17 protein-coding genes are annotated in these 18,467 nt (G+C 64.8%); 8 read left to right on the top strand and 9 right to left on the bottom strand.

The window, feature by feature from the left end; genetic code table 11:
* Window positions 1-145 precede the first annotated feature (145 nt).
* The 7 genes from dnaB to GPA25_RS22475 all read right to left on the bottom strand — a co-directional run bounded on the left by dnaB (window position 146) and on the right by GPA25_RS22475 (window position 8,144).
* Window positions 146-1,558 carry a replicative DNA helicase gene (gene dnaB, locus GPA25_RS22505; RefSeq protein ID WP_169262642.1) on the bottom strand — a complete coding sequence of 471 codons (1,413 nt, stop codon included), beginning with the start codon at window positions 1,556-1,558 and terminating at the stop codon, window positions 146-148.
* 117 nt (window positions 1,559-1,675) lie between these two features.
* Window positions 1,676-2,128, bottom strand: coding sequence for a 50S ribosomal protein L9 (gene rplI, locus GPA25_RS22500; protein WP_169262641.1), 453 nt, complete (start codon window positions 2,126-2,128; stop codon window positions 1,676-1,678).
* A 15-nt stretch (window positions 2,129-2,143) separates the two neighbouring features.
* A complete protein-coding gene (gene rpsR / locus GPA25_RS22495; protein WP_053421062.1) occupies window positions 2,144-2,419 on the bottom strand; it encodes a 30S ribosomal protein S18 in 276 nt (91 codons plus the stop codon).
* Window positions 2,379-2,735 (bottom strand): primosomal replication protein N, encoded by a 357-nt coding sequence (priB, locus tag GPA25_RS22490; RefSeq protein ID WP_169262640.1) that lies wholly within the window; start codon window positions 2,733-2,735, stop codon window positions 2,379-2,381. Before priB ends, rpsR begins: the two co-directional genes overlap by 41 nt.
* A gap of 1 nt (window position 2,736) precedes the next feature.
* Entirely contained in the window at window positions 2,737-3,123 is a 387-nt protein-coding gene (gene rpsF / locus GPA25_RS22485; RefSeq protein ID WP_169262639.1) for a 30S ribosomal protein S6, read from the bottom strand.
* A gap of 114 nt (window positions 3,124-3,237) precedes the next feature.
* Window positions 3,238-7,350 carry an ATP-dependent RNA helicase HrpA gene (gene hrpA / locus GPA25_RS22480; protein ID WP_211163308.1) on the bottom strand — a complete coding sequence of 1,371 codons (4,113 nt, stop codon included), beginning with the start codon at window positions 7,348-7,350 and terminating at the stop codon, window positions 3,238-3,240.
* Window positions 7,351-7,547: 197 nt separating this feature from the next.
* Window positions 7,548-8,144 (bottom strand): Yip1 family protein, encoded by a 597-nt coding sequence (locus GPA25_RS22475; RefSeq protein WP_169262638.1) that lies wholly within the window; start codon window positions 8,142-8,144, stop codon window positions 7,548-7,550.
* A 149-nt stretch (window positions 8,145-8,293) separates the two neighbouring features.
* Here GPA25_RS22475 and GPA25_RS22470 point away from each other — a divergent pair, with 149 nt between their 5' ends.
* A complete protein-coding gene (locus tag GPA25_RS22470; RefSeq protein WP_169262637.1) occupies window positions 8,294-8,794 on the top strand; it encodes a DNA-deoxyinosine glycosylase in 501 nt (166 codons plus the stop codon).
* On the top strand, window positions 8,791-10,089 hold the full coding sequence (locus GPA25_RS22465) for a TIGR03862 family flavoprotein (RefSeq protein ID WP_169262636.1): 1,299 nt from the start codon (window positions 8,791-8,793) through the stop codon (window positions 10,087-10,089). Before GPA25_RS22470 ends, GPA25_RS22465 begins: the two co-directional genes overlap by 4 nt.
* A gap of 7 nt (window positions 10,090-10,096) precedes the next feature.
* On the opposite strand, the gene crcB is transcribed toward GPA25_RS22465, so the two are convergent.
* Entirely contained in the window at window positions 10,097-10,480 is a 384-nt protein-coding gene (gene crcB, locus GPA25_RS22460; protein ID WP_169262643.1) for a fluoride efflux transporter CrcB, read from the bottom strand.
* A gap of 386 nt (window positions 10,481-10,866) precedes the next feature.
* Between crcB and GPA25_RS22455 the strand changes: the two genes are divergently transcribed.
* The 6 genes from GPA25_RS22455 (at window position 10,867) to GPA25_RS22430 (ending at window position 17,613) form a co-directional block, all read left to right on the top strand.
* Window positions 10,867-12,603, top strand: a complete 1,737-nt coding sequence (locus GPA25_RS22455; protein WP_169262635.1) for a glutamine--tRNA ligase/YqeY domain fusion protein — start codon at window positions 10,867-10,869, stop codon at window positions 12,601-12,603.
* Between the two features lie 275 nt (window positions 12,604-12,878).
* Window positions 12,879-14,042, top strand: coding sequence for an efflux RND transporter periplasmic adaptor subunit (locus tag GPA25_RS22450; RefSeq protein ID WP_169262634.1), 1,164 nt, complete (start codon window positions 12,879-12,881; stop codon window positions 14,040-14,042).
* A gap of 9 nt (window positions 14,043-14,051) precedes the next feature.
* Entirely contained in the window at window positions 14,052-14,753 is a 702-nt protein-coding gene (locus GPA25_RS22445) for an ABC transporter ATP-binding protein (RefSeq protein WP_169262633.1), read from the top strand.
* A 1-nt stretch (window position 14,754) separates the two neighbouring features.
* On the top strand, window positions 14,755-15,963 hold the full coding sequence (locus GPA25_RS22440) for an ABC transporter permease (RefSeq protein WP_169262632.1): 1,209 nt from the start codon (window positions 14,755-14,757) through the stop codon (window positions 15,961-15,963).
* Window positions 15,960-17,159, top strand: a complete 1,200-nt coding sequence (locus GPA25_RS22435) for an ABC transporter permease (RefSeq protein ID WP_169262631.1) — start codon at window positions 15,960-15,962, stop codon at window positions 17,157-17,159. The genes GPA25_RS22440 and GPA25_RS22435 overlap by 4 nt, the downstream gene beginning before the upstream one ends.
* A gap of 148 nt (window positions 17,160-17,307) precedes the next feature.
* Window positions 17,308-17,613, top strand: a complete 306-nt coding sequence (locus GPA25_RS22430) for a hypothetical protein (protein WP_169262630.1) — start codon at window positions 17,308-17,310, stop codon at window positions 17,611-17,613.
* Here GPA25_RS22430 and GPA25_RS22425 read toward each other — a convergent pair.
* Entirely contained in the window at window positions 17,557-18,318 is a 762-nt protein-coding gene (locus GPA25_RS22425) for a pseudouridine synthase (protein ID WP_169262629.1), read from the bottom strand. The two genes, GPA25_RS22430 and GPA25_RS22425, sit on opposite strands and share 57 nt — an antisense overlap.
* Window positions 18,319-18,467 lie beyond the last annotated feature (149 nt).

The following is an 18,467-nucleotide window of genomic DNA, read 5'->3' as shown; positions in this document are numbered from 1 at the left end:
TCGTTTCAAATACCGGCAAAACCTTTTCCCCTCTTCCCGACCCCCCGCTTCACCCGCCTAACCACCGCCAGTGCCGCGAAGAGGGGCGAATTATAGACACCCAAAATATACTGTCAAGCTCCCAAAACAAAAAAATTAAAATTGGTCACTCGTCGTGATATCCACCCCGAGCCTCACCGGTATAGTTTTCGAAGCGTGTGCATTCGCCAATGAAGGTCATGCGCACCATCCCGGTGGGACCGTTACGGTGCTTGCCTATGATCAACTCCGCCGACCCCTTGTCCGGCGAGTCAGGGTTGTAGACCTCATCCCGGTAGATGAACATGATGATGTCGGCATCTTGCTCGATAGCGCCCGATTCCCGAAGATCGGACATCACCGGGCGCTTGTTGGGGCGCTGTTCGAGACTGCGGTTGAGCTGCGAGAGGGCGATGATGGGAACATGGAGTTCCTTTGCCAGAGACTTGATCGAACGCGAGATCTCCGAGAGCTCGGCCGCACGGTTATCGCTTTCCTTGCTGCTGGTCATCAACTGCAGGTAATCGATGACTATGAGGCCGAGCTTGCCGCACTGTCGCGAGAGGCGGCGCGCGCGCGCGCGCAAATCGATCGGGTTGAGGCCTGGCGTCTCGTCAATGAACAACGGGGCATCGTAGAGCTTGCCCATCGCAGCGGTTAGCCGCTGCCAATCCTCGTCGCCGAGCCGACCAGTGCGTATTTTGGTTTGATCGATGCGTCCGACCGAGGAAATGAAGCGCGTGGCGAGCTGCGTGCCCGGCATTTCCATCGAAAAGATCGCGACCGGCAGGCGGCATTCGACAGCGACGTGCTCGGCCACATTCAGCGCAAAGGTGGTCTTGCCCATCGCCGGACGGCCGGCGACGATGATCATGTCGGAGGGCTGCAGGCCGGAGGTTTTGGCATCAAGATCGACAAGCCCGGTCGGAACGCCGGTGACCTCCGAAGGGTTGTCGCGATCGTAGAGTTCCTGAACGCGGTCGACGACCTGCTTGAGGATGGGCTGAATCGAGACGAAACCACTGGCGTGACGCGCGCCGGCTTCGGCAATTTCGAACACCTTTGCTTCGGCCTCATCGAGCAGGGCCTTGGCGTCCTTGCCGCTGGCGCTCAACGCCGAGGCGGCGATCTCGTCGCCGACAGCAACCATCTTGCGCAGGATGGCGCGCTCGCGGACGATTTCGGCGTAACGACGGATGTTCGCGGCGGACGGAGTATTGTTGGCGATCTCGGCGAGATAGGCGAGCCCGCCAGCCTGCTCCGCCTCGCCGTTCTTTTCGAGTGACTCGAACACGGTGACGACGTCCGCGGGCTTGCCGAGATCGATCAGACGGGCGATGTGGCGGTAGATGCGCCGGTGGTCATCGCGGTAGAAGTCGGCCTCGCTGGCAAGGTCGGCCACCCGCTCCCATGCGGCATTGTCGAGCAGGATGCCGCCGATCAGGGACTGCTCAGCCTCGAGCGAATGCGGCGGGAGCTTGATCGCCGACATCTGGGGATCGCCTGAATTTTCTGAAAAGCGACGCTTTTGAGTGGCCATTGTGGGCGGTCATCCTGAAGGATCGAGGGAGGAATTCTACCGAAGCAGCGGGTGCGCCGAAAAACAAAAGGGGCTGCCGAGGCAGCCCCTTTCGGGATCGCTGATTGCGGAACTGAATTACTGGTGTTCGCCGAGCACCGATACGGTAACAGCAACGACCACGTCGTGGTGCAGCGCGATGTCGACCTGGGTGTCGCCGATCTGCTTGATTGCACCCTCCGGCATGCGCACGGCGCTACGTTCGATCTTGAAGCCCTGGGTCTCCAGGGCCTCGACGACGTCGATGTTGCTGACCGACCCGAACAGGCGGCCATCCATGCCGGCCTTGCGGGTGATCTGCAGCATCAGGCCTTCGAGCTTGGTGGCCAGAGTACGGGCTTCGTCAAGCTTTTCCGCCTGGGCGCTCTCGAGTTCGGCGCGCAGGGCTTCGAACTGAGCCATGTTGGCTTGTGTAGCACGCTTGGCCTTGCCTTGCGGGATCAGGTAGTTGCGGGCGTAGCCGTCCTTGACCTTGACGACATCGCCGAGCACGCCGAGGTTGGTGACTTTTTCGAGAAGAATGATTTGCATGTCCGATCTCTCCTATTACTTGTGCAGATCGGTGTAAGGCAGCAGCGCCAGGAAGCGTGCACGCTTGATCGCGGTCGACAGCTGACGCTGGTAGCCGGCCTTGGTGCCGGTGATGCGGGCCGGCATGATCTTGCTGTTTTCGGTGACGAAGTCCTTCAGGATATCGACGTCTTTGTAGTCGACTTCCTCGATCTTTTCGGCGGTGAAGCGGCAGAACTTGCGACGCTTGAACAGACCGCGGTTGCCGCGATCATCCTTTTTCTTGAACTTGGACTTGGGCTTGAAAGCCATTTTCGGTTCCTTCCAGAAATTCGATCTTGCTCAGGTGCAGCACCGGCGTTCGACTGCGAAGACTCTTCGCGGCGAGAAATCCGGTGACCCGTATCTTCATGCCCGGGGATGCGCTGGCCAGCACACTGGCCAATTCACCGACTGCGACCGCCTGCAGTTCCACCGAAACGTCGCGGGGCGCGCCCGCTTCTACCTGTTTCGATTCGTGCGCGAGGCCGCAAGCGGCGATCGGCACTCCTGCCGGGGTTCGACGCAAGGGCAGCAGTTCGGCTATCCGTGCATCGAGGCGCAGTTCGTTGAACCCCGTTTCATTCACCTCAGGCGGATTCGGCCTCGGCAGACTTCACTTCGTCGCCAGCCGGCGCGGAGGTCAGCGAGCGCGACTTCTCTTCCTTCATCATCGGCGACGGGGCGCTCACGGCAGCCTTCATCTTGACGATCAGGTGACGCAGCACGGCGTCATTGAACTTGAAGGCGTGCTCGAGTTCGGCCAGCGCTTCGCCGTCGCACTCGATGTTCATGAGCACGTAGTGGGCCTTGTGCACCTTCTGGATCGGGTAAGCCATCTGGCGACGGCCCCAGTCTTCGAGGCGATGGATCTGGCCATTGCGAGCGGTGACGAGCGACTTGTAGCGCTCGATCATCGCCGGGACCTGTTCCGACTGGTCCGGGTGGACGATGAATACAACTTCATAGTGTCGCATGCAGACTCCTTGCGGTTGATTACAGCTCCCCGGCATGCGGACCGGTGGAGCAAGGGAAGCCGGCGAGAATAACAGGAAAACCGATGGAAATCAAAGTACCTGCGACACGCGATGTTAACGCGGGCGGGCGTCCCAGATCTTTTGCAGGCGCTTGACCGACATCGGCATCGGGGTCTTGAGTTCCTGGGCGAACAGGCCGACGCGCAACTCTTCGAGCAACCAGCGGAATTCGTCGAGACCAGGATCGACGACGCCAGCCTTGCGCTTGGCCAGATGTTCGCGCTCGAACGGGTGGGCGAGGGAACGCCATTCGGCCAGCAACTGGGCGTCACGCGCGGGGTTGTTACGCAGCTTGTCGAGCCGCACGCCGGCGGCCTTGAGGTAACGGGTGAAATGGGCAAGGCGCTCCCAGGGGAAAGCGGTGAGGAAATCCTTCGGCATCAAGTCGCGCACTTGGGCCTGGATGTCGGCGGCGGCCTCGGGGAAGCCCCGGAGCCCCATGAGGCGCTTCTGCAGCGCGGCGTGCTCGGCGATCAACGCGGTCGCGAGGCGCATGAATTCCTGCGCAATGAGGGTGATGCGGGGCTTGGCTTCGGTGCAGCGCCTGTCGAAGGCTGCCGCGTCGGCCGGCAGCGGTTCGAGCAAGCAGGTGCGGGCGAGCGTGGCGGCGACGAGTTGTGCCTTGAGCTCGGCTTCGGTGCCGAACGCGATGAAGGCGAGCGCCAGGTCGCGCACGCCGGGGAGCCTTTCGATGGCTTTGACCTGATCCTTGAGCGTCAACGCGAACAGGCGCGCGAGGCCCTTGCGGTGGACCTTGGCAGCGTCCTCGGGGGTGTCGAAGGGACGCAGCGAGACGCTGTCGCCGTCGTCGTGCAGCGCGGGGAAGCCTACAATCTCGCGGCCGACGACCTTCACTTCGAGGAGTTCGGGCAGCGCACCGAAGGTCCACGCGGTGAATCCAGCGAGTTGCCCCGGGGCGTCGCCCGCGCGCGACGCTTGCGTGCCGGCACCGTCCACTCGGGGTGCACCTTTTGCACCGGCAGCGGGCGTTGGTACGCTGCCGGCGGCCCTGCCCTGCGCGCCAACATCGGCTTCGGGCAAGGCAATGCGCGCGCTGCGGAAGCGCTCGGCGACCTGCTCCCGCAGGCGGGTGCGCAATTCGGCAAGGTTGCGCGACTGGCCGAGCACACGACCGTGCTCGTCGATCACGCGAAAGTTCATGAAACAGTGCGGATTGAGGTTCTCCGGACGGAAGGATTCCATCGGCAGCTTGAGCGACACGCGGTCTTCCACGAAGCGTTGCAACGCGCGCAACAGCGGCTCGTCGAGGTCGCATTCGCCAGCCTCGAAGCGGGCGACGAAGGCTGCGGCACTGTCGCCAATCGGCTGCAGACGGTGGCGATGCTTTTGCGGCACGGTGCGTAGCAGCGCGGCAACCTTCTCTTCAAGCAGGCCGGGAACCAGCCAGTCGCAGCGGTTGGCGGGAATCTGGTTGAGCATTGCGAGCGGCACCGCCAGCGTGACGCCGTCATCGGCCTCGCCGGGCTGGTGCAGGTAGTTAAGCTTGAGCTTCTGGCCGAGCACTTCGAAATTTGCCGGAAAGCGGTCGGTGGTGATGCCTTCCGCCTCGTGACGCATCAGCTGGTCACGGCTCAGGTAAAGCAGCTTCGACTCGTCCTTCTCGGCGGGCTTGCGCCAAGCCTCGAGACTGGCGAGGTCGATGACTTCGGCGGGGAGCTTGGCGTCGTAGAAGGCGTGGATCAGATCGTCATCGACGAGCACGTCGGGGCGCCGCGACTTGTGCTCGAGGCGTTCGATCTCGGCGACGAGGCGGCGGTTGTGTTGCAGGAAGGCCATGCTCCGCGCCGGCCCTTCGGCGATCTCGCCCTGCACCAGACCTTCACGGATGAAGAGTTCGCGGCACAGCGCGCGGTCGATGTCGCGATAGCCGACGCCACGCCGCGGGTAGAGCACGAGCCCGTGCAGGGTGCCGCGCTCCCAGGCGCGCACCGCGCCGGCGGCCTTCGACCAGTGCGGCTCGAAGACCTGGCGCTTGATCAGATGGGCACCGACCTCCTCGAGCCATTCCGGCTCGATCCTGGCGATGCAGCGACCGAAGAGCCGTGAGGTGTCGACGAGTTCGGCGCTGACGATCCACTTACCGGCCTTCTTCGCGAGCGCCGAACCGGGGTGCGGCCAGAACTTGATGCCGCGGGCACCGAGGTAACTACCCGACTGCGGGCCGCTGGCGTCTTCGATCTTGCAGCCGACGTGCCCCAACAGGCCGGTGAGCAGCGCCTTGTGGATCGCGTCATATTGCGCGGGCTGCTGGTTTTCCTTCCAGCCGTGTTCGGTGCACAGCGTGAGCAGCTGGCTGTGCACGTCGCGCCACTCGCGCAGGCGCATATAGGACAGGTGGTGCTGCTTCGCCCAGGCTTTCTGCTTGCTCCCGGATTCGTGGCGCAGGACTTCGTCCCAGGCTTTCCACAGGTTGCAGTACCAGAGGAATTCGGAACGCTGATCCTGCTCACCGCCGCGGAATTTGGCGTGTGCCTGGTCGGCGGCGCCTGGACTCTCCGGCGAGCGTTCGCGCGGATCCTGCACCGACAACGCGGCGGCGATCACCAGCACTTCGGCGAGGCAGGCGCGGTCGCGCGCGGCGAGGATCATGCGGCCGATCTTGGGGTCGAGCGGCAGTTTGGCGAGTTCGGGGCCAATCGGTGTGAGCTCGCGCGTGTCGCTGTCTTCGTTGATCGCGCCCAACTCGGTGAGCAGCTGATAGCCGTCGGCGATCATGCGCGGCAGCGGGGCGTCGATGAAGGGGAAGTCCTCGACTTCGCCGAGGTGCAGCGACTTCATGCGCAGGATCACACCGGCGAGCGAGGAGCGCAGGATCTCGGGATCGGTATGCGCGGGACGCTTGCCGAGATCGTCCTCGTCGTAGAGACGGAAGCAGACACCGTCCATGACCCGGCCGCAGCGGCCGGCGCGCTGTTTCGCAGCGGATTGCGCGATCTTCTCGATCTGCAATTGCTCGACCTTGTTGCGGTGCGAGTAGCGTTTGACGCGCGCGAGGCCCGTGTCGACGACGTAGCGGATGCCGGGGACAGTGAGCGAAGTTTCGGCGACGTTGGTGGCGAGCACGACGCGACGGCCGCGTCCCGAGGCGAACACGCGTGCCTGTTCCTGGGCGGACTGGCGCGCAAACAGCGGCAGGATCTCGGTGATGGCGGCGTGGTGCGCCTTGCGCAAGGCTTCGGCAGCCTCGCGGATCTCGCGCTCGCCGGGGAGGAAGACGAGCACATCGCCAGGGCCGCTGCGGTGCGCCTCGTCGACGGCGTCGACAAGCGCGTCGTAGAGGTCGCGACCCTTGTTCCTGGCTGACGCGGGGCGGCGCTCGTCGGATGCCGGCGCATCGTCGTCGGCCACGGGGCGGTAGCGCAGCTCGATGGGGTACAGGCGACCGGACACTTCGATCACCGGTGCGGGCTTGCCCTCGCGGCCGAAGTGGCGGGCGAAGCGGTCGGCGTCAAGCGTCGCGGAGGTGACGATGACCTTCAGATCGGGGCGGCGCGGCAGCAGCGTGCGCAGATAGCCGAGCAAAAAATCGATGTTGAGGCTGCGCTCGTGGGCCTCGTCGATGATCAGGGTGTCGTAGGCGGCAAGCAGGGGGTCGCCCTGGGTTTCGGCGAGCAGAATGCCGTCGGTCATCAGCTTGATGTAGCTGGCTGAGCCGATGCGGTCGGTGAAGCGGATCTTGTAGCCGACCGCCTGGCCGAGCTCGGACTTCAGCTCCTGCGCGATGCGGCTCGCGGTCGCGCGCGCAGCGAGGCGCCGTGGCTGGGTGTGGCCGATCAGGCCGGCGGTGCCACGACCCAACGCGAGGCAGATCTTCGGCAGCTGGGTGGTTTTGCCGGAACCGGTTTCGCCACACACGATCACGACCTGATGGGCGGCGATCGCGGCGGCGATTTCGTCGCGCTTCTGCGTAACCGGGAGTTCGGGCGGAAAGTCCGGGCGCGGCAGCTGCGCCTGGCGTTCGGCAAGCGCAGCCTGCGAGCGACCGCGCAGCGCGTCGAAGTCGGTCTGTGTGCGCTCGCGACGCGCGCCCTGATTGCGCCCGAGTTCGCGCGCGAGCCGCTGCAAGCGGGGACGGTCGGCGCTCAGGCAATCGGCAAAATCATCGCGCCCGCGCGCAGAGGCGTGCCGGGTATCGGAGTGGTTCAATCTCGGTATCGTCGGAAGGCGCCTGCGACCGACGACGCGGGCAAGCGCTTGGTGAATATTGCCACCCCCGGCGCAGGCGCGCCCTGGGGAAAGTGCGGCGATTATGCCAGAACGCCGGTCACCGACCGCACAAGCGCAAAGCTACGCCCGTGCGCCAAACACATCGCAACGAGCGCAGCGCTACCAAGCGCAACAGCTCAACGCAGACCGATGATCATGCTCATCGCCAGTGCCAGCAGGACCAGCAGCGCGCACCACGCAATCACGCCAGCGGTCAGGACAAAGGAACCCATCAGGCGCGACTTGCTCTTGTCTTCGAGCTTGAACAGCGGATACACGCCGTGATAGATCAGCGCTGCCGAGGCGACCCAGGCGAGCGTCACGACCAGCCCGTTCGCCCAAGCCGAAGGGATGAACAGCGCCAGCGCGGACAGCCACAGCGGGGTCGGCGCAACGGCGGCGAGGATGAAGGATTCCTCGTAGGCGGGTCTGGTATCGACGACATCACCCATCTGCTGGATGATGGACGCCATCAGCGCGACCATCGCCAACTCGGCGATGTAGAACGCAACGGCGGCGGCGACAGCTTCAAGGGCAGTGACCGGCGGCACGAGAGCGGGAAAGACTGCGCCCGGCGTGACCAGCATCGAGTAGAGGAACATCGCTGGCGGAATCAGCGACATCGGCATCACATACAGCGTAAAGAGCTTCGCCACGGTGGGGTGGACCTGGATCAGGTCCTGCCAGCCTTCCGAGTACGAATAGAACATTTTCGGCAGATTGTGCGTGTTCATCATCGACCTCCTGTGTCTCGTCGGATGAGACACCAAGTTGACCACGCCGGGCCGAAAACGATCCCGCGGGGCTTGATGGCCGGCGCGTCGCTCGGTACCGTGCGTCACTGTTTCCGCTCTGCACTCCCTCAACGCCACCCATCCGCCCGATGTCCCGACTCGAAGGTTTTCCGCCAATCGCCGCCGCTGACGCACATACACTGATTCTCGGCAGCATGCCGGGAGCGGCATCGCTTGCGGCAGCCGAGTACTACGCACACCCGCGCAATGGCTTCTGGACTATCGTCTGCGCGGTGCTCGGTATCGATGCCACATTGCCCTACCCGCAGCGGGTGCTCCGGTTTGCCGAACGAGGCTACGCGCTGTGGGATGTGTTAGGCGCGTGCCGGCGCCAAGGGAGTCTCGACGCAGACATCGACGCCGGGTCGATCGAGATCAACGATTTCGCCGGTTTTTTCGCCGCGCATCCGCACATCGAACGCGTGTTCTTCAATGGCACGACGGCGGAGACCTGTTTCCGGCGGCACGTCGCGCCGGGTCTGGGCGCCCGCGTCGGATTCGACTGCCGCCGGCTGCCGTCCACCAGCCCGGCCAACGCCTCGATCACCTATGCTGCGAAGCTGGCTGCATGGCAGGAGATTGCGCGATGAGCACTGTCGCCGTCATCGGTGGCGGCCCGGCCGGGCTGATGGCAGCGGAAACGCTTGCGGCGCAAGGCCATCGTGTCGATGTGTATGACGCGATGCCGTCGCCGGGACGCAAGTTCCTGCTCGCCGGGATCGGTGGATTGAACCTGACGCATTCCGAGGCCCATGCATCCTTCGTGGCGCGCTATCGCGAGCGTCAGGCGCAGCTTGCGCCGATGCTCGTCAGTTTCGGAGCCGACGCACTGCGCGAGTGGGCGCACGGTCTTGGTGTCGAAACCTTTGTCGGCAGCTCCGGAAGGGTGTTCCCAAAGGAAATGAAGGCCGCGCCGCTGCTGCGAGCGTGGCTGCACCGCTTGCGCGAAGCCGGCGTGCACTTTCATGTGCGCCACCGCTGGCTCGGCTGGCAGGCGGGACGCGCGGGGGCGACGGTGGGGCTGCGTTTCACGGCACCGGACGGCGAACGGGTCGTCGACGCCGATGCAGTGGTGCTGGCGCTGGGCGGCGCCAGCTGGGCGAGACTGGGGTCCGATGGCGCGTGGGCGCCGTGGCTGCGCGAGCGCGGCGTCGGCGTGGCGACGTTAAAGCCCGCGAACTGCGGATTCGATGTCGGCGCGCAAGCCGGCCGCACCGGCGATACCGGCGATACCGGCGGTACCGGCTGGAGCGAACATTTCCGCAGCCACTTCGTCGGCCAGCCGCTGAAATCGCTTGCAGCGAGTTTCACCGATTCACACGGCGAAACTCACCAGCGCGCCGGCGAATGCATGATTTCCGCGACCGGACTCGAAGGCGGGCTGATCTACGCATTGTCGGCGCCGCTGCGCGACACCATTGAAACTCAAGGCACTGCGACGCTGCTCCTCGATCTCGCGCCGGGGCGCAGCATCGAGCGATTACGCGATGAACTTGCGCGCCCACGCGGCACGCGCTCGATGTCCAGCCATCTGCAAAGCAAGACCGGCATCGCCGGGGTCAAAGCCGGGCTGTTACGTGAATGCGCAACGGCGGAAGAGTTTGGCTCGCCGGCACGACTCGCTGCCGCGATCAAGGCCTTGCCGGTGCACCTGCATGCGCCGCGCCCGCTCGACGAGGCGATCAGCACGGCAGGCGGCGTGGTATTCGAGGATCTCGACACGGGCCTGATGATCCGCGGTTTGCCGGGCGTGTTCTGTTGCGGTGAAATGCTCGACTGGGAGGCGCCGACCGGCGGCTATCTGCTGACCGGCTGCTTCGCCACCGGCCGCGTCGCCGGCCTTGCCGCGGCGGCGTGGCTGGCGCGCGACGACCGCAGCGCCTGATCAGACATCAGCCGCGCCAGGCGTTGAACGCTGCGTAACCGGCCCACGCCATCAGCAACGAGCCCAATACATGCACCAGCGTGTGCAACACAAGCCAGCCCCACTCGCCGCGCTGCATCAGATGCAGGCCTTCGGCAGAAAAAGTCGAGAAGGTGGTCAGGCCACCGAGAAAACCTGTCGTCAGCATCAGCCTGACGGCGGGCGACATCTCCGGCACCGCATGTATCCACGCCAGCGTTGCCCCCATCAGCAGGCCACCGAGGATGTTCGCCGCCAGCGTGCCGAGCGGAATCAGCAGAAACAAGGGGTTGAGCAGCAAACCGAGACCCCAGCGCAGCCACGCCCCCAAGGCCGCGCCGACGCCGATCGCCGCGAAGGCGGGAAATGTGATCAGGGAGGTCACCACAAGCGCCCGCCATCGGCGACAACTTTGCGCGCGGTCGGTGTCGAGCGCGTCGTGGCCCGAGCGATTCGACTGTCGTCCATGAATATCCCTGTATGTGCGGAACCGCCTCGAATTCTACTGGACGTCATCCACCTTCTCGCTACGATGCCCCGACTATTCAATCGCAGCGCCTAGCCGCCGCCGGTCGCCCGAGTTCCGTCCGGGCTGGCTGCCCCGCATTCCAAGCAGCATGCAACACCCGCAACGGGGGCCCTGTTCATGCTCCGCGCGGCCCGGCGCCGGTCGAGCGTCGAAACCACGGCTCATTCCTGGCGTGACGCGGTAAAATCCCCGGTTCACAAATTTGCGCCCATTCATCGAGGCTTTTCCACGTGTCCGACACTCCGAAATCCGGCGCCGTAACCGCGGCACCCGCGAGCAACTTCATTCGCAACATCATCGACGAGGACATCCGGAACGGCAAATGGAGCGGACGGGTCGAAACCCGTTTCCCGCCCGAACCCAACGGTTATCTGCATTACGGCCATGCCAAGTCGATCTGCCTGAATTTCGGGCTGGCGCAGGCCTATGGCGGCGTGTGCCATCTGCGCTTCGACGACACCAATCCGGAGAAGGAAGAACAGGAGTATGTCGATTCGATCATCGAGGCGGTAAGCTGGCTCGGTTTTGACTGGGGCGGGCAGCCCTACTTCGCCTCGGACTACTTCGAGCGCATGTGTGCGTGCGCCCAGTATCTGATCGTTGCGGGCAAAGCCTACGTGGAATCGCTGTCCGCCGAAGAAATGCGCGCCTATCGCGGCACGCTCACCGAAGCCGGGCGCGAGAGCCCCTACCGCAGCCGCAGCGTCGCGGAGAACCTCGACCTCTTCCGCCGCATGCGTGCGGGGGAATTCGCCGATGGCGTGCATATCCTGCGTGCGAAAGTCGACATGGCGTCGCCGAACCTCAATCTGCGTGACCCGGCGATCTATCGCATCCGCAAGGCCCACCACCACCGCACTGGCGACAAGTGGTGCGTGTATCCGATGTACACCTTCGCGCACCCGATCGAGGATGCGATCGAAGGCATCACCCATTCGATTTGCACGCTGGAGTTCGAGGACCAGCGCCCGTTCTACGACTGGCTGCTCGACGCACTCGCCGAAGGCGGGTTCTTCCCGCGCCCAGTACCGCAGCAGATTGAATTCGCACGCCTGAATCTGACCTACGTCGTGCTGTCGAAGCGCAAGCTGATCCAGCTCGTCGATGAAGACCATGTCGACGGCTGGGACGACCCGCGCCTGCCGACGCTGGTCGGCGCGCGTCGGCGCGGCTTCACCGCGGCAGGCTTCCGACTGTTTGCCGAACGCATCGGCGTGTCGAAGTCCGACTCCTGGATTGACTTCTCGGTGCTCGAAGAATGCATGCGCGAAGACCTCAACGCCGCCGCCGAACGCCGCGTCGCGGTGCTCGATCCGCTAAAGCTCGTCATCACCAACTACCCCGAAGGGCACAGCGAGTTGTGCGAGGCGCCCAACCATCCGCTAAAGCCGGAACTCGGCAAGCGCGAAATGCCGTTCGCGCGCGAGTTGTGGATCGAGCGTGAGGACTTCATGGAAGTGCCGGTGAAGGGCTTCCACCGCCTTACCCCGGGCAACATGGCGCGCCTGCGTTACGGCTACATCGTGAAGTGCACCGGCTGCGAGACGGACGCGGACGGCAAGGTCACCGCGGTGCTGTGCGAGTACCTGCCGGAAACCAAGTCGGGCACCCCCGGCGCCGACAGCGTGAAGGTCAAGGGCAACCTGCACTGGGTGTCGGTCGCGCACGGCTATCAGGCCGAGGTGCGGCTGTACGACCGCCTGTTCGCGCATCCCTATCCGGGCAATCGCCGCGAAGGCGATCCGGAGGACTTCGAGCGCAGCTTCATCGACGATATCAACTACGACTCGAAGCAGGTGATCCACGCGTGGCTCGAACCTGCGCTGCGCAATGCGAACCCCGAAGATCACTTCCAGTTCGAGCGCCACGGCTATTTCGTCGCCGATCGCATCGACTCGACGGTCGGCGCGCCGGTCTTCAACCGCACGGTGACGCTGAAGGATTCCTGGAGCAAGGCGAAGGGCTGAACGGCTGATCGATCGGGTATGTCATCACTCGAATCGGTCACACAACACGCCCCTATCCGGCGGCAATTCGCGCTTCGTTAGCGCACGGCGAACGCCTCGGCACGAATTACCGCCGGATGGGAGGCGAAATTTCGCCAAAGTAATGGCGCGCGGGCACATCGTCGCCCCAGCGCGCATCCAGTCACGCACCATCACCGAAGGTGCTTGGTTGCGCACATGAATGGATCGGTGGATCATCGCCGAAAAATGCCGATTGAAAGCGGCGCTGGAGGAACATGAAGCCCTTCGTTCGACGCAGCCTCGCAGCACTGATCGTCCTCGCCCTGATTGCCGCCGGCGCCTGGTGGCTCACTCGCCCCAAGCCGATTCCCGTTCGTCTCGTCGAAGCTGCCCGCGGCACTGTCGAAGCGACGCTGTCGAATACCCGCGCTGGTGAAATCGAGGCCTGCCAGCGTACCAAGCTGTCGACCATCGTCGGCGGACGTATCGACTTTCTCGGCGTCAAGGAAGGCGACCACGTCGAAGCCGGCCAAGTGTTGATGCGACTGTGGAACGATGACCAGGAAGCCCGCCTCGCGGTGAATCGGGCGCAACTCGACACCTCCCGCAAGCGGGTGCAAGAAGCCTGTACGCAGGCTGACAACGCTGAACGCGAAGCCGCGCGCCAGAGCGAACTCTTCCGCCGCAACTTCATCTCCGCCTCGCGCGAGGAACAAGCCCGCACCGAAGCACGGGCCCGTCGCGCTGCCTGTGACACGGCCCGCGCCGACACCCGCACCGCCGAAGCGCAGATCACCGCCACGGCCACCGACCGCCAGCGCACCGTGCTGATCGCCCCGTTCGCCGGTACCGTTGCGAAAATCACTGGCGAACTCGGCGAATACTCCACCCCCTCGCCGCCGGGTGTGCCGACCCCGCCCGCGATCGACCTGATCGACGAGAGCTGCTTGTATGTGAAGGCGCCGATGGACGAGATCGACGCCCCCAAGATCCACCCGGGCCAGACCGCCCGCGTGACGCTTGACGCACTGCCCGGCACCATCTTCGACGCGCGGGTGAAGCGTGTCGCACCTTACATAACAGCGGTCGAGAAGCAGGCCCGCACGGTCGATGTCGACATCGATTTCGTCCAACCCGAAAAAGCACGAGGCCTGCTCGTCGGCTACAGCGCCGACGCGGAGATTGTGCTGGACGTGCGCGAAAACACCCTGCGCATCCCCACCGCGACGCTGCGCGAAGGTAACCGTGTGCTGGTCTATCGCAGCGAGGACGGCACGTTGGTGGAACGCGAGATCAAGACCGGCGTCGCCAACTGGGAATACACCGAAGTGCTGGACGGCCTCACCGCCGGCGAACACGTCGTCAGCTCGCTCGAACGCGAAGGGATCAAGGCCGGCGCACGCGTCAAACCGGAAGACGCTGGCACTGCGCCGCGCTGAGGAACTGCGATGGCACAGATCGAGCTCGACGGCATCGAGCGCATTTTCACCCTCGGCGACAGCCAGGTGCACGCCCTGCATGCGGTGTCGGTGTCGATCGAGGCCGGCGAGTATGTCGCAGTGATGGGCCCGTCGGGTTCAGGCAAATCCACGATGCTCAATCTGCTGGGGCTGCTCGACCACCCTAACGCCGGCACCTATCGGCTCGAAGGGCGCGACGTCACGACGCTGAGCCCCGACGAACAGGCGGAGGTGCGGCGTAGCCGCATCGGCTTCGTATTCCAGAGCTTTCATCTGGTGCCGCGCCTGACCGCCGCCGAAAACATTGCCCTGCCGCTGATGCTCGCCGGCGTGAATCTCGCCGAGCGCGCCAAGCGGGTCGCCCGGGCACTCAAGGATTTCGGCCTCGAGTCGCGGGCCGGTCACCGTCCCGATGAACTCTCCGGCGGCCAGCGCCAGCGGGTCGCAATCGCCCGGGCAACGATCATGCGCCCGGCGATGATCCTCGCGGACGAACCCACCGGCAACCTCGACCGCGCCACCGGCCAGGACGTCACCGCCCTACTCGAAGAACTCAACGCCTCGGGCGTGACGCTGATCGTGGTGACCCACGACCCGGTGATGGGTAGCCGCGCACGCCGCCAGTTGCTCATGGAAGACGGCGCGCTCGTGCAGGACCTGAACGTGGCGCGGCAGGCAGCGCCGGCATGACATGAGTCCCGCCGACACGCTCCGCTTCGCCACCCGTGCAGCACTCGGCTACCCGCTGCGCACCGCGCTGATGGTGCTGGCGATGTCGATCGGCGTTGCCGCGGTCGTCGTTCTGACCGCACTGGGCGACGGGGCGCGGCGTTATGTCATAAACGAATTCTCCGCCCTCGGCACCAATCTGATTATCGTCCTGCCCGGGCGCACCGCAACCGGGGGTCTCGGACTCGGAAACCTGATCACCAGCACGCCGCGGGACCTCACGGTCCGCGATGCCGAAGCGCTGCTGCGCGCACCGCTGGTGACTCGGATAGCGCCACTGTCGGTGGGCAACTCCGAAATCGCCTACGGCGGGCGTCTTCGCGAAGCAATGGCCGTCGGCACCAGCGCCGATTACCTTGCCATCCGCGACTTCCACATGGCGCAGGGCCAATTCCTGCCGCGCGAGGATCTGGGCCGCGCCTCCGCGGTGGCGGTCCTCGGCGCAACCCTGCGCGACGAACTGTTTGGCGCCGAAGCCGCCGTCGGACGCATGATTCGCGTAGGCGACCGGCGCCTGCGGGTCATCGGCGTCCTCCAGAAATCCGGCCAGGCTCTCGGCATGAATACGGATGAACTGGTCTTCGTCCCGGTGGCGACGGCTCAGGCCATGTTCAACACCAACACATTGTTCCGCGTCATCATCGAAGCGCGCAGCCGCGACGCCCTCACGCCCGCCAAACGTCAGCTTGAAGACATCATGCGAGGCCGCCGCGAGGGCGAACTCGACGTCACGCTGATCACCCAGGACGCCGTACTCGGCACCTTCGACCGCATCCTCGGCGCGCTGACGCTGGGGGTCGCCGGAATTGCGGCGATCAGCCTTGCGGTCGCCGGCATTCTCGTAATGAACGTGATGCTGGTCGCCGTCACGCAACGCACCGGCGAGATCGGGCTCCTCAAGGCGCTCGGCGCCACCGGCAGCAACATCCGCCTGGCCTTTCTCACCGAGGCCGCACTGTTGTCGCTCGCCGGCGCATTCACGGGACTCGGGCTCGGCCATCTTGGCGCATGGGGCCTGCGGCTCGCCTTTCCCATCCTGCCAGCCTGGCCACCCGATTGGGCAGTGTTTGCCGGGCTCGGCACCGCCCTCAGCACCGGAATCCTGTTTGGCGTGATGCCGGCGCGGCGCGCGGCGCGGCTTGATCCCGTTCAGGCGCTCGCCAAGCGATGAGCGTCACGGATTTCATCCAACTCGCACTGCGTTCGCTGGTCGCGCACCGGCTGCGCAGCTTCCTTACCTTGCTGGGGATTGGCGTCGGCATCGCGGCGGTGATCCTGCTGACCTCCATCGGAGAAGGTCTGCACCAGTTCGTACTGAGGGAATTCACACAGTTCGGCACCAACATTATCGAGGTCACCCCCGGTCGCCAGGGCGCGCGCGGCGGCCCGCCAGGCTTGCCCAGCACGACCCGCCAGCTCACGCTCGATGACGCGCTGGCGCTCGAACGCCTGCCGCATGTTACCGGGGTAACGCCCGTGGTATGGGGCAACTCGGAAGTGCAGACCGGCGGACGCGTACGCCGCACCAGCATTTATGGCGTCGGGCCGGAAATGCACCGGATCTTTTCGATGCACGTGCGCATCGGCAGCTTCCTGCCCCCCGACGACCCGACCGGCGCGCGAGCCTTCGTCGTCCTTGGCGCAAAGCTCAAGCGCGAACTGTTCGGCAACGGCAATGCATTGGGAGAGCGGCTGCGCATTGGCGGCGAGCGCTACCGCGTGATCGGCGTGATGGAAGAAAAGGGCGAATTTCTCGGCGTCGATCTCGACGACACCGCCTACATCCCGACCTCGCGCGCGCTATCCCTGTACAACCGCGAAGGCCTGATGGAAATCAACGTCAGCTACGAGGAATCCATCCCCGCATCGCGCGTGGCTGCCGACATCCGCAAGGTGCTCACGGCGCGGCACTCGCAGGATGATGTGACGATGACTACACAAGCGGACATGCTCGCGCGCCTGTCGAACATCCTGGGCATACTCACTGCCGCGGTCGGCGCCCTGGGTGGCATCTCGCTGCTGGTCGGTGGAGTAGGCATCGTCACGATCATGACGATCGCGGTGACGGAACGCACCAACGAAATCGGCCTGCTGGTGGCGCTCGGAGCCCGACGCACCACCATACTCGGCCTGTTTCTCGCCGAAGCGGTCGTTCTCGCGGCACTCGGCGGACTCTTCGGCCTGCTGGTCGGTGCCGGTCTCGCGCAAATCGTCGGCCTGCTGGCGCCGGCACTGCCTGTCCACACGCCGTGGCATTTCGTCGTGATTGCCGAAGTGCTCGCGGTCACCATCGGCTTGCTCGCCGGCGTGCTCCCCGCCCGCAAAGCGTCAAGGCTCGATCCGGTCGAGGCCCTGCGCTCCGAATAGCACAAGGCCTGCCAAGGGCCGAACGATCGCGCCGCATTTTCTTGAGCCAGATCAAATTCCGGCGATTCGTCGCAGCGGGTCGATTTTCCGCCGGCTAGATTGAATTGATAGAGATTTGGTTTCGTATAACCGCATCAAGGAGAACGTCATGAGCTTCTTCGATTCGCCCATCGGCCGATGCGAGGCCGTGCGGGAAATGGTGCTACTGGATGAAACCCAGCAGGAGTGCGCTCGCGAGCATGGCTGCGCGTCGGGTTTCGACTGCCCGCTGAAGGGATATTTCACCGAGCAATCCGGAGTCAGCGACGCAACCAGTCTGCCCCAAAAGCGCGCCGCAAGGGGGCGGCGCAGCAAGGCTTCCGGCCAGCGCGCGCCTGGGACGCGGGCGGTTCCGCCTTCAAAAACCTTCGTCTTCGCGGAGGAAGCGCCACTGCCCGAGCGGAAGGTCGCCTAGCCGGACACGGCCAATGCGTACGCGCTTCAGGCCGATCACTTTCAACCCGACCAGTTCGCACATGCGGCGGATCTGACGTTTGCGCCCTTCCCGCAGCACGAAGCGCAACTGGTCCTGGTTGACCCACTCGACCTTGGCGTGGCGCAGCTTGCGCCCGTCCAGTTCCAGTCCGTGGTTGAGCAAGGCGAGGCCGTTGTCGTCAAGGTTACCCTCGACACGCACGAGGTATTCCTTTTCGACCTGCGAGTCATCGCCAATCAGCTGACGCGCGATACGGCCATCCTGGGTCATCACGAGCAGGCCGGTCGAATCGATGTCCAGCCGTCCCGCGGGCGCCAGGCCTTTCAGATGCGAAAAATCGAAGGGCTGCGCATAATCGCGGTCAAACTGGTTACCGGCCCCGATCAGTGAAACCGCCGGCTCGAAACCCGGCTCCGGCTGCCCCGACACATAGCCCACAGGCTTGTGCAACAGGATGGTCACCTGCTCGGACTGGCGCCGTTTGGCTTGTGCCGCCATCGTAATCTCGGCGTCCGGATTGATGCGCGTACCCAGCTCCGAAACCCGCTCACCATCCACGAACACCCAGCCGCGCTCGATCATCGCATCGGCCTCGCGTCGCGAGCACAGGCCACGCTCAGCCATCACCTTCGACAGACGCACACCCTCGGGCGCCGGACCCTGCGCTACCGGGGCGGCAGGCATGCGCTCACCCGTCGGCCCGGGTCCAGTTTCACGCCGAGGCCCCGCCCCACTTTCACCACGGCGCGGCTGCGCCGGCCTTGGCTTGTCGTCCGAACGCACTGCTGCAGGCTTGCGCGGCCTCGCCACGTCGGACGCGGGACGCCCTGCCC

It is taken from the genome of Aromatoleum diolicum, assembly GCF_012910955.1.
Taxonomy (GTDB): domain Bacteria; phylum Pseudomonadota; class Gammaproteobacteria; order Burkholderiales; family Rhodocyclaceae; genus Aromatoleum; species Aromatoleum diolicum.
Note: the sequence above shows the minus strand (reverse complement) of the source record. Positions and strands in the feature narration are given on the sequence as shown.

Coding starts and splice junctions, on each gene's coding strand:
- dnaB (WP_169262642.1), bottom strand. CDS start 1,558: ATGGCCACTCAAAAGCGTCGCTTTTCAGAAAATTCAGGCGATCCCCAG.
- rplI (WP_169262641.1), bottom strand. CDS start 2,128: ATGCAAATCATTCTTCTCGAAAAAGTCACCAACCTCGGCGTGCTCGGC.
- rpsR (WP_053421062.1), bottom strand. CDS start 2,419: ATGGCTTTCAAGCCCAAGTCCAAGTTCAAGAAAAAGGATGATCGCGGC.
- rpsF (WP_169262639.1), bottom strand. CDS start 3,123: ATGCGACACTATGAAGTTGTATTCATCGTCCACCCGGACCAGTCGGAA.
- GPA25_RS22475 (WP_169262638.1), bottom strand. CDS start 8,144: ATGAACACGCACAATCTGCCGAAAATGTTCTATTCGTACTCGGAAGGC.
- GPA25_RS22470 (WP_169262637.1), top strand. CDS start 8,294: ATGTCCCGACTCGAAGGTTTTCCGCCAATCGCCGCCGCTGACGCACAT.
- GPA25_RS22465 (WP_169262636.1), top strand. CDS start 8,791: ATGAGCACTGTCGCCGTCATCGGTGGCGGCCCGGCCGGGCTGATGGCA.
- GPA25_RS22450 (WP_169262634.1), top strand. CDS start 12,879: ATGAAGCCCTTCGTTCGACGCAGCCTCGCAGCACTGATCGTCCTCGCC.
- GPA25_RS22445 (WP_169262633.1), top strand. CDS start 14,052: ATGGCACAGATCGAGCTCGACGGCATCGAGCGCATTTTCACCCTCGGC.
- GPA25_RS22440 (WP_169262632.1), top strand. CDS start 14,755: ATGAGTCCCGCCGACACGCTCCGCTTCGCCACCCGTGCAGCACTCGGC.
- GPA25_RS22435 (WP_169262631.1), top strand. CDS start 15,960: ATGAGCGTCACGGATTTCATCCAACTCGCACTGCGTTCGCTGGTCGCG.
- GPA25_RS22430 (WP_169262630.1), top strand. CDS start 17,308: ATGAGCTTCTTCGATTCGCCCATCGGCCGATGCGAGGCCGTGCGGGAA.
- GPA25_RS22425 (WP_169262629.1), bottom strand. CDS start 18,318: ATGCCTGCCGCCCCGGTAGCGCAGGGTCCGGCGCCCGAGGGTGTGCGT.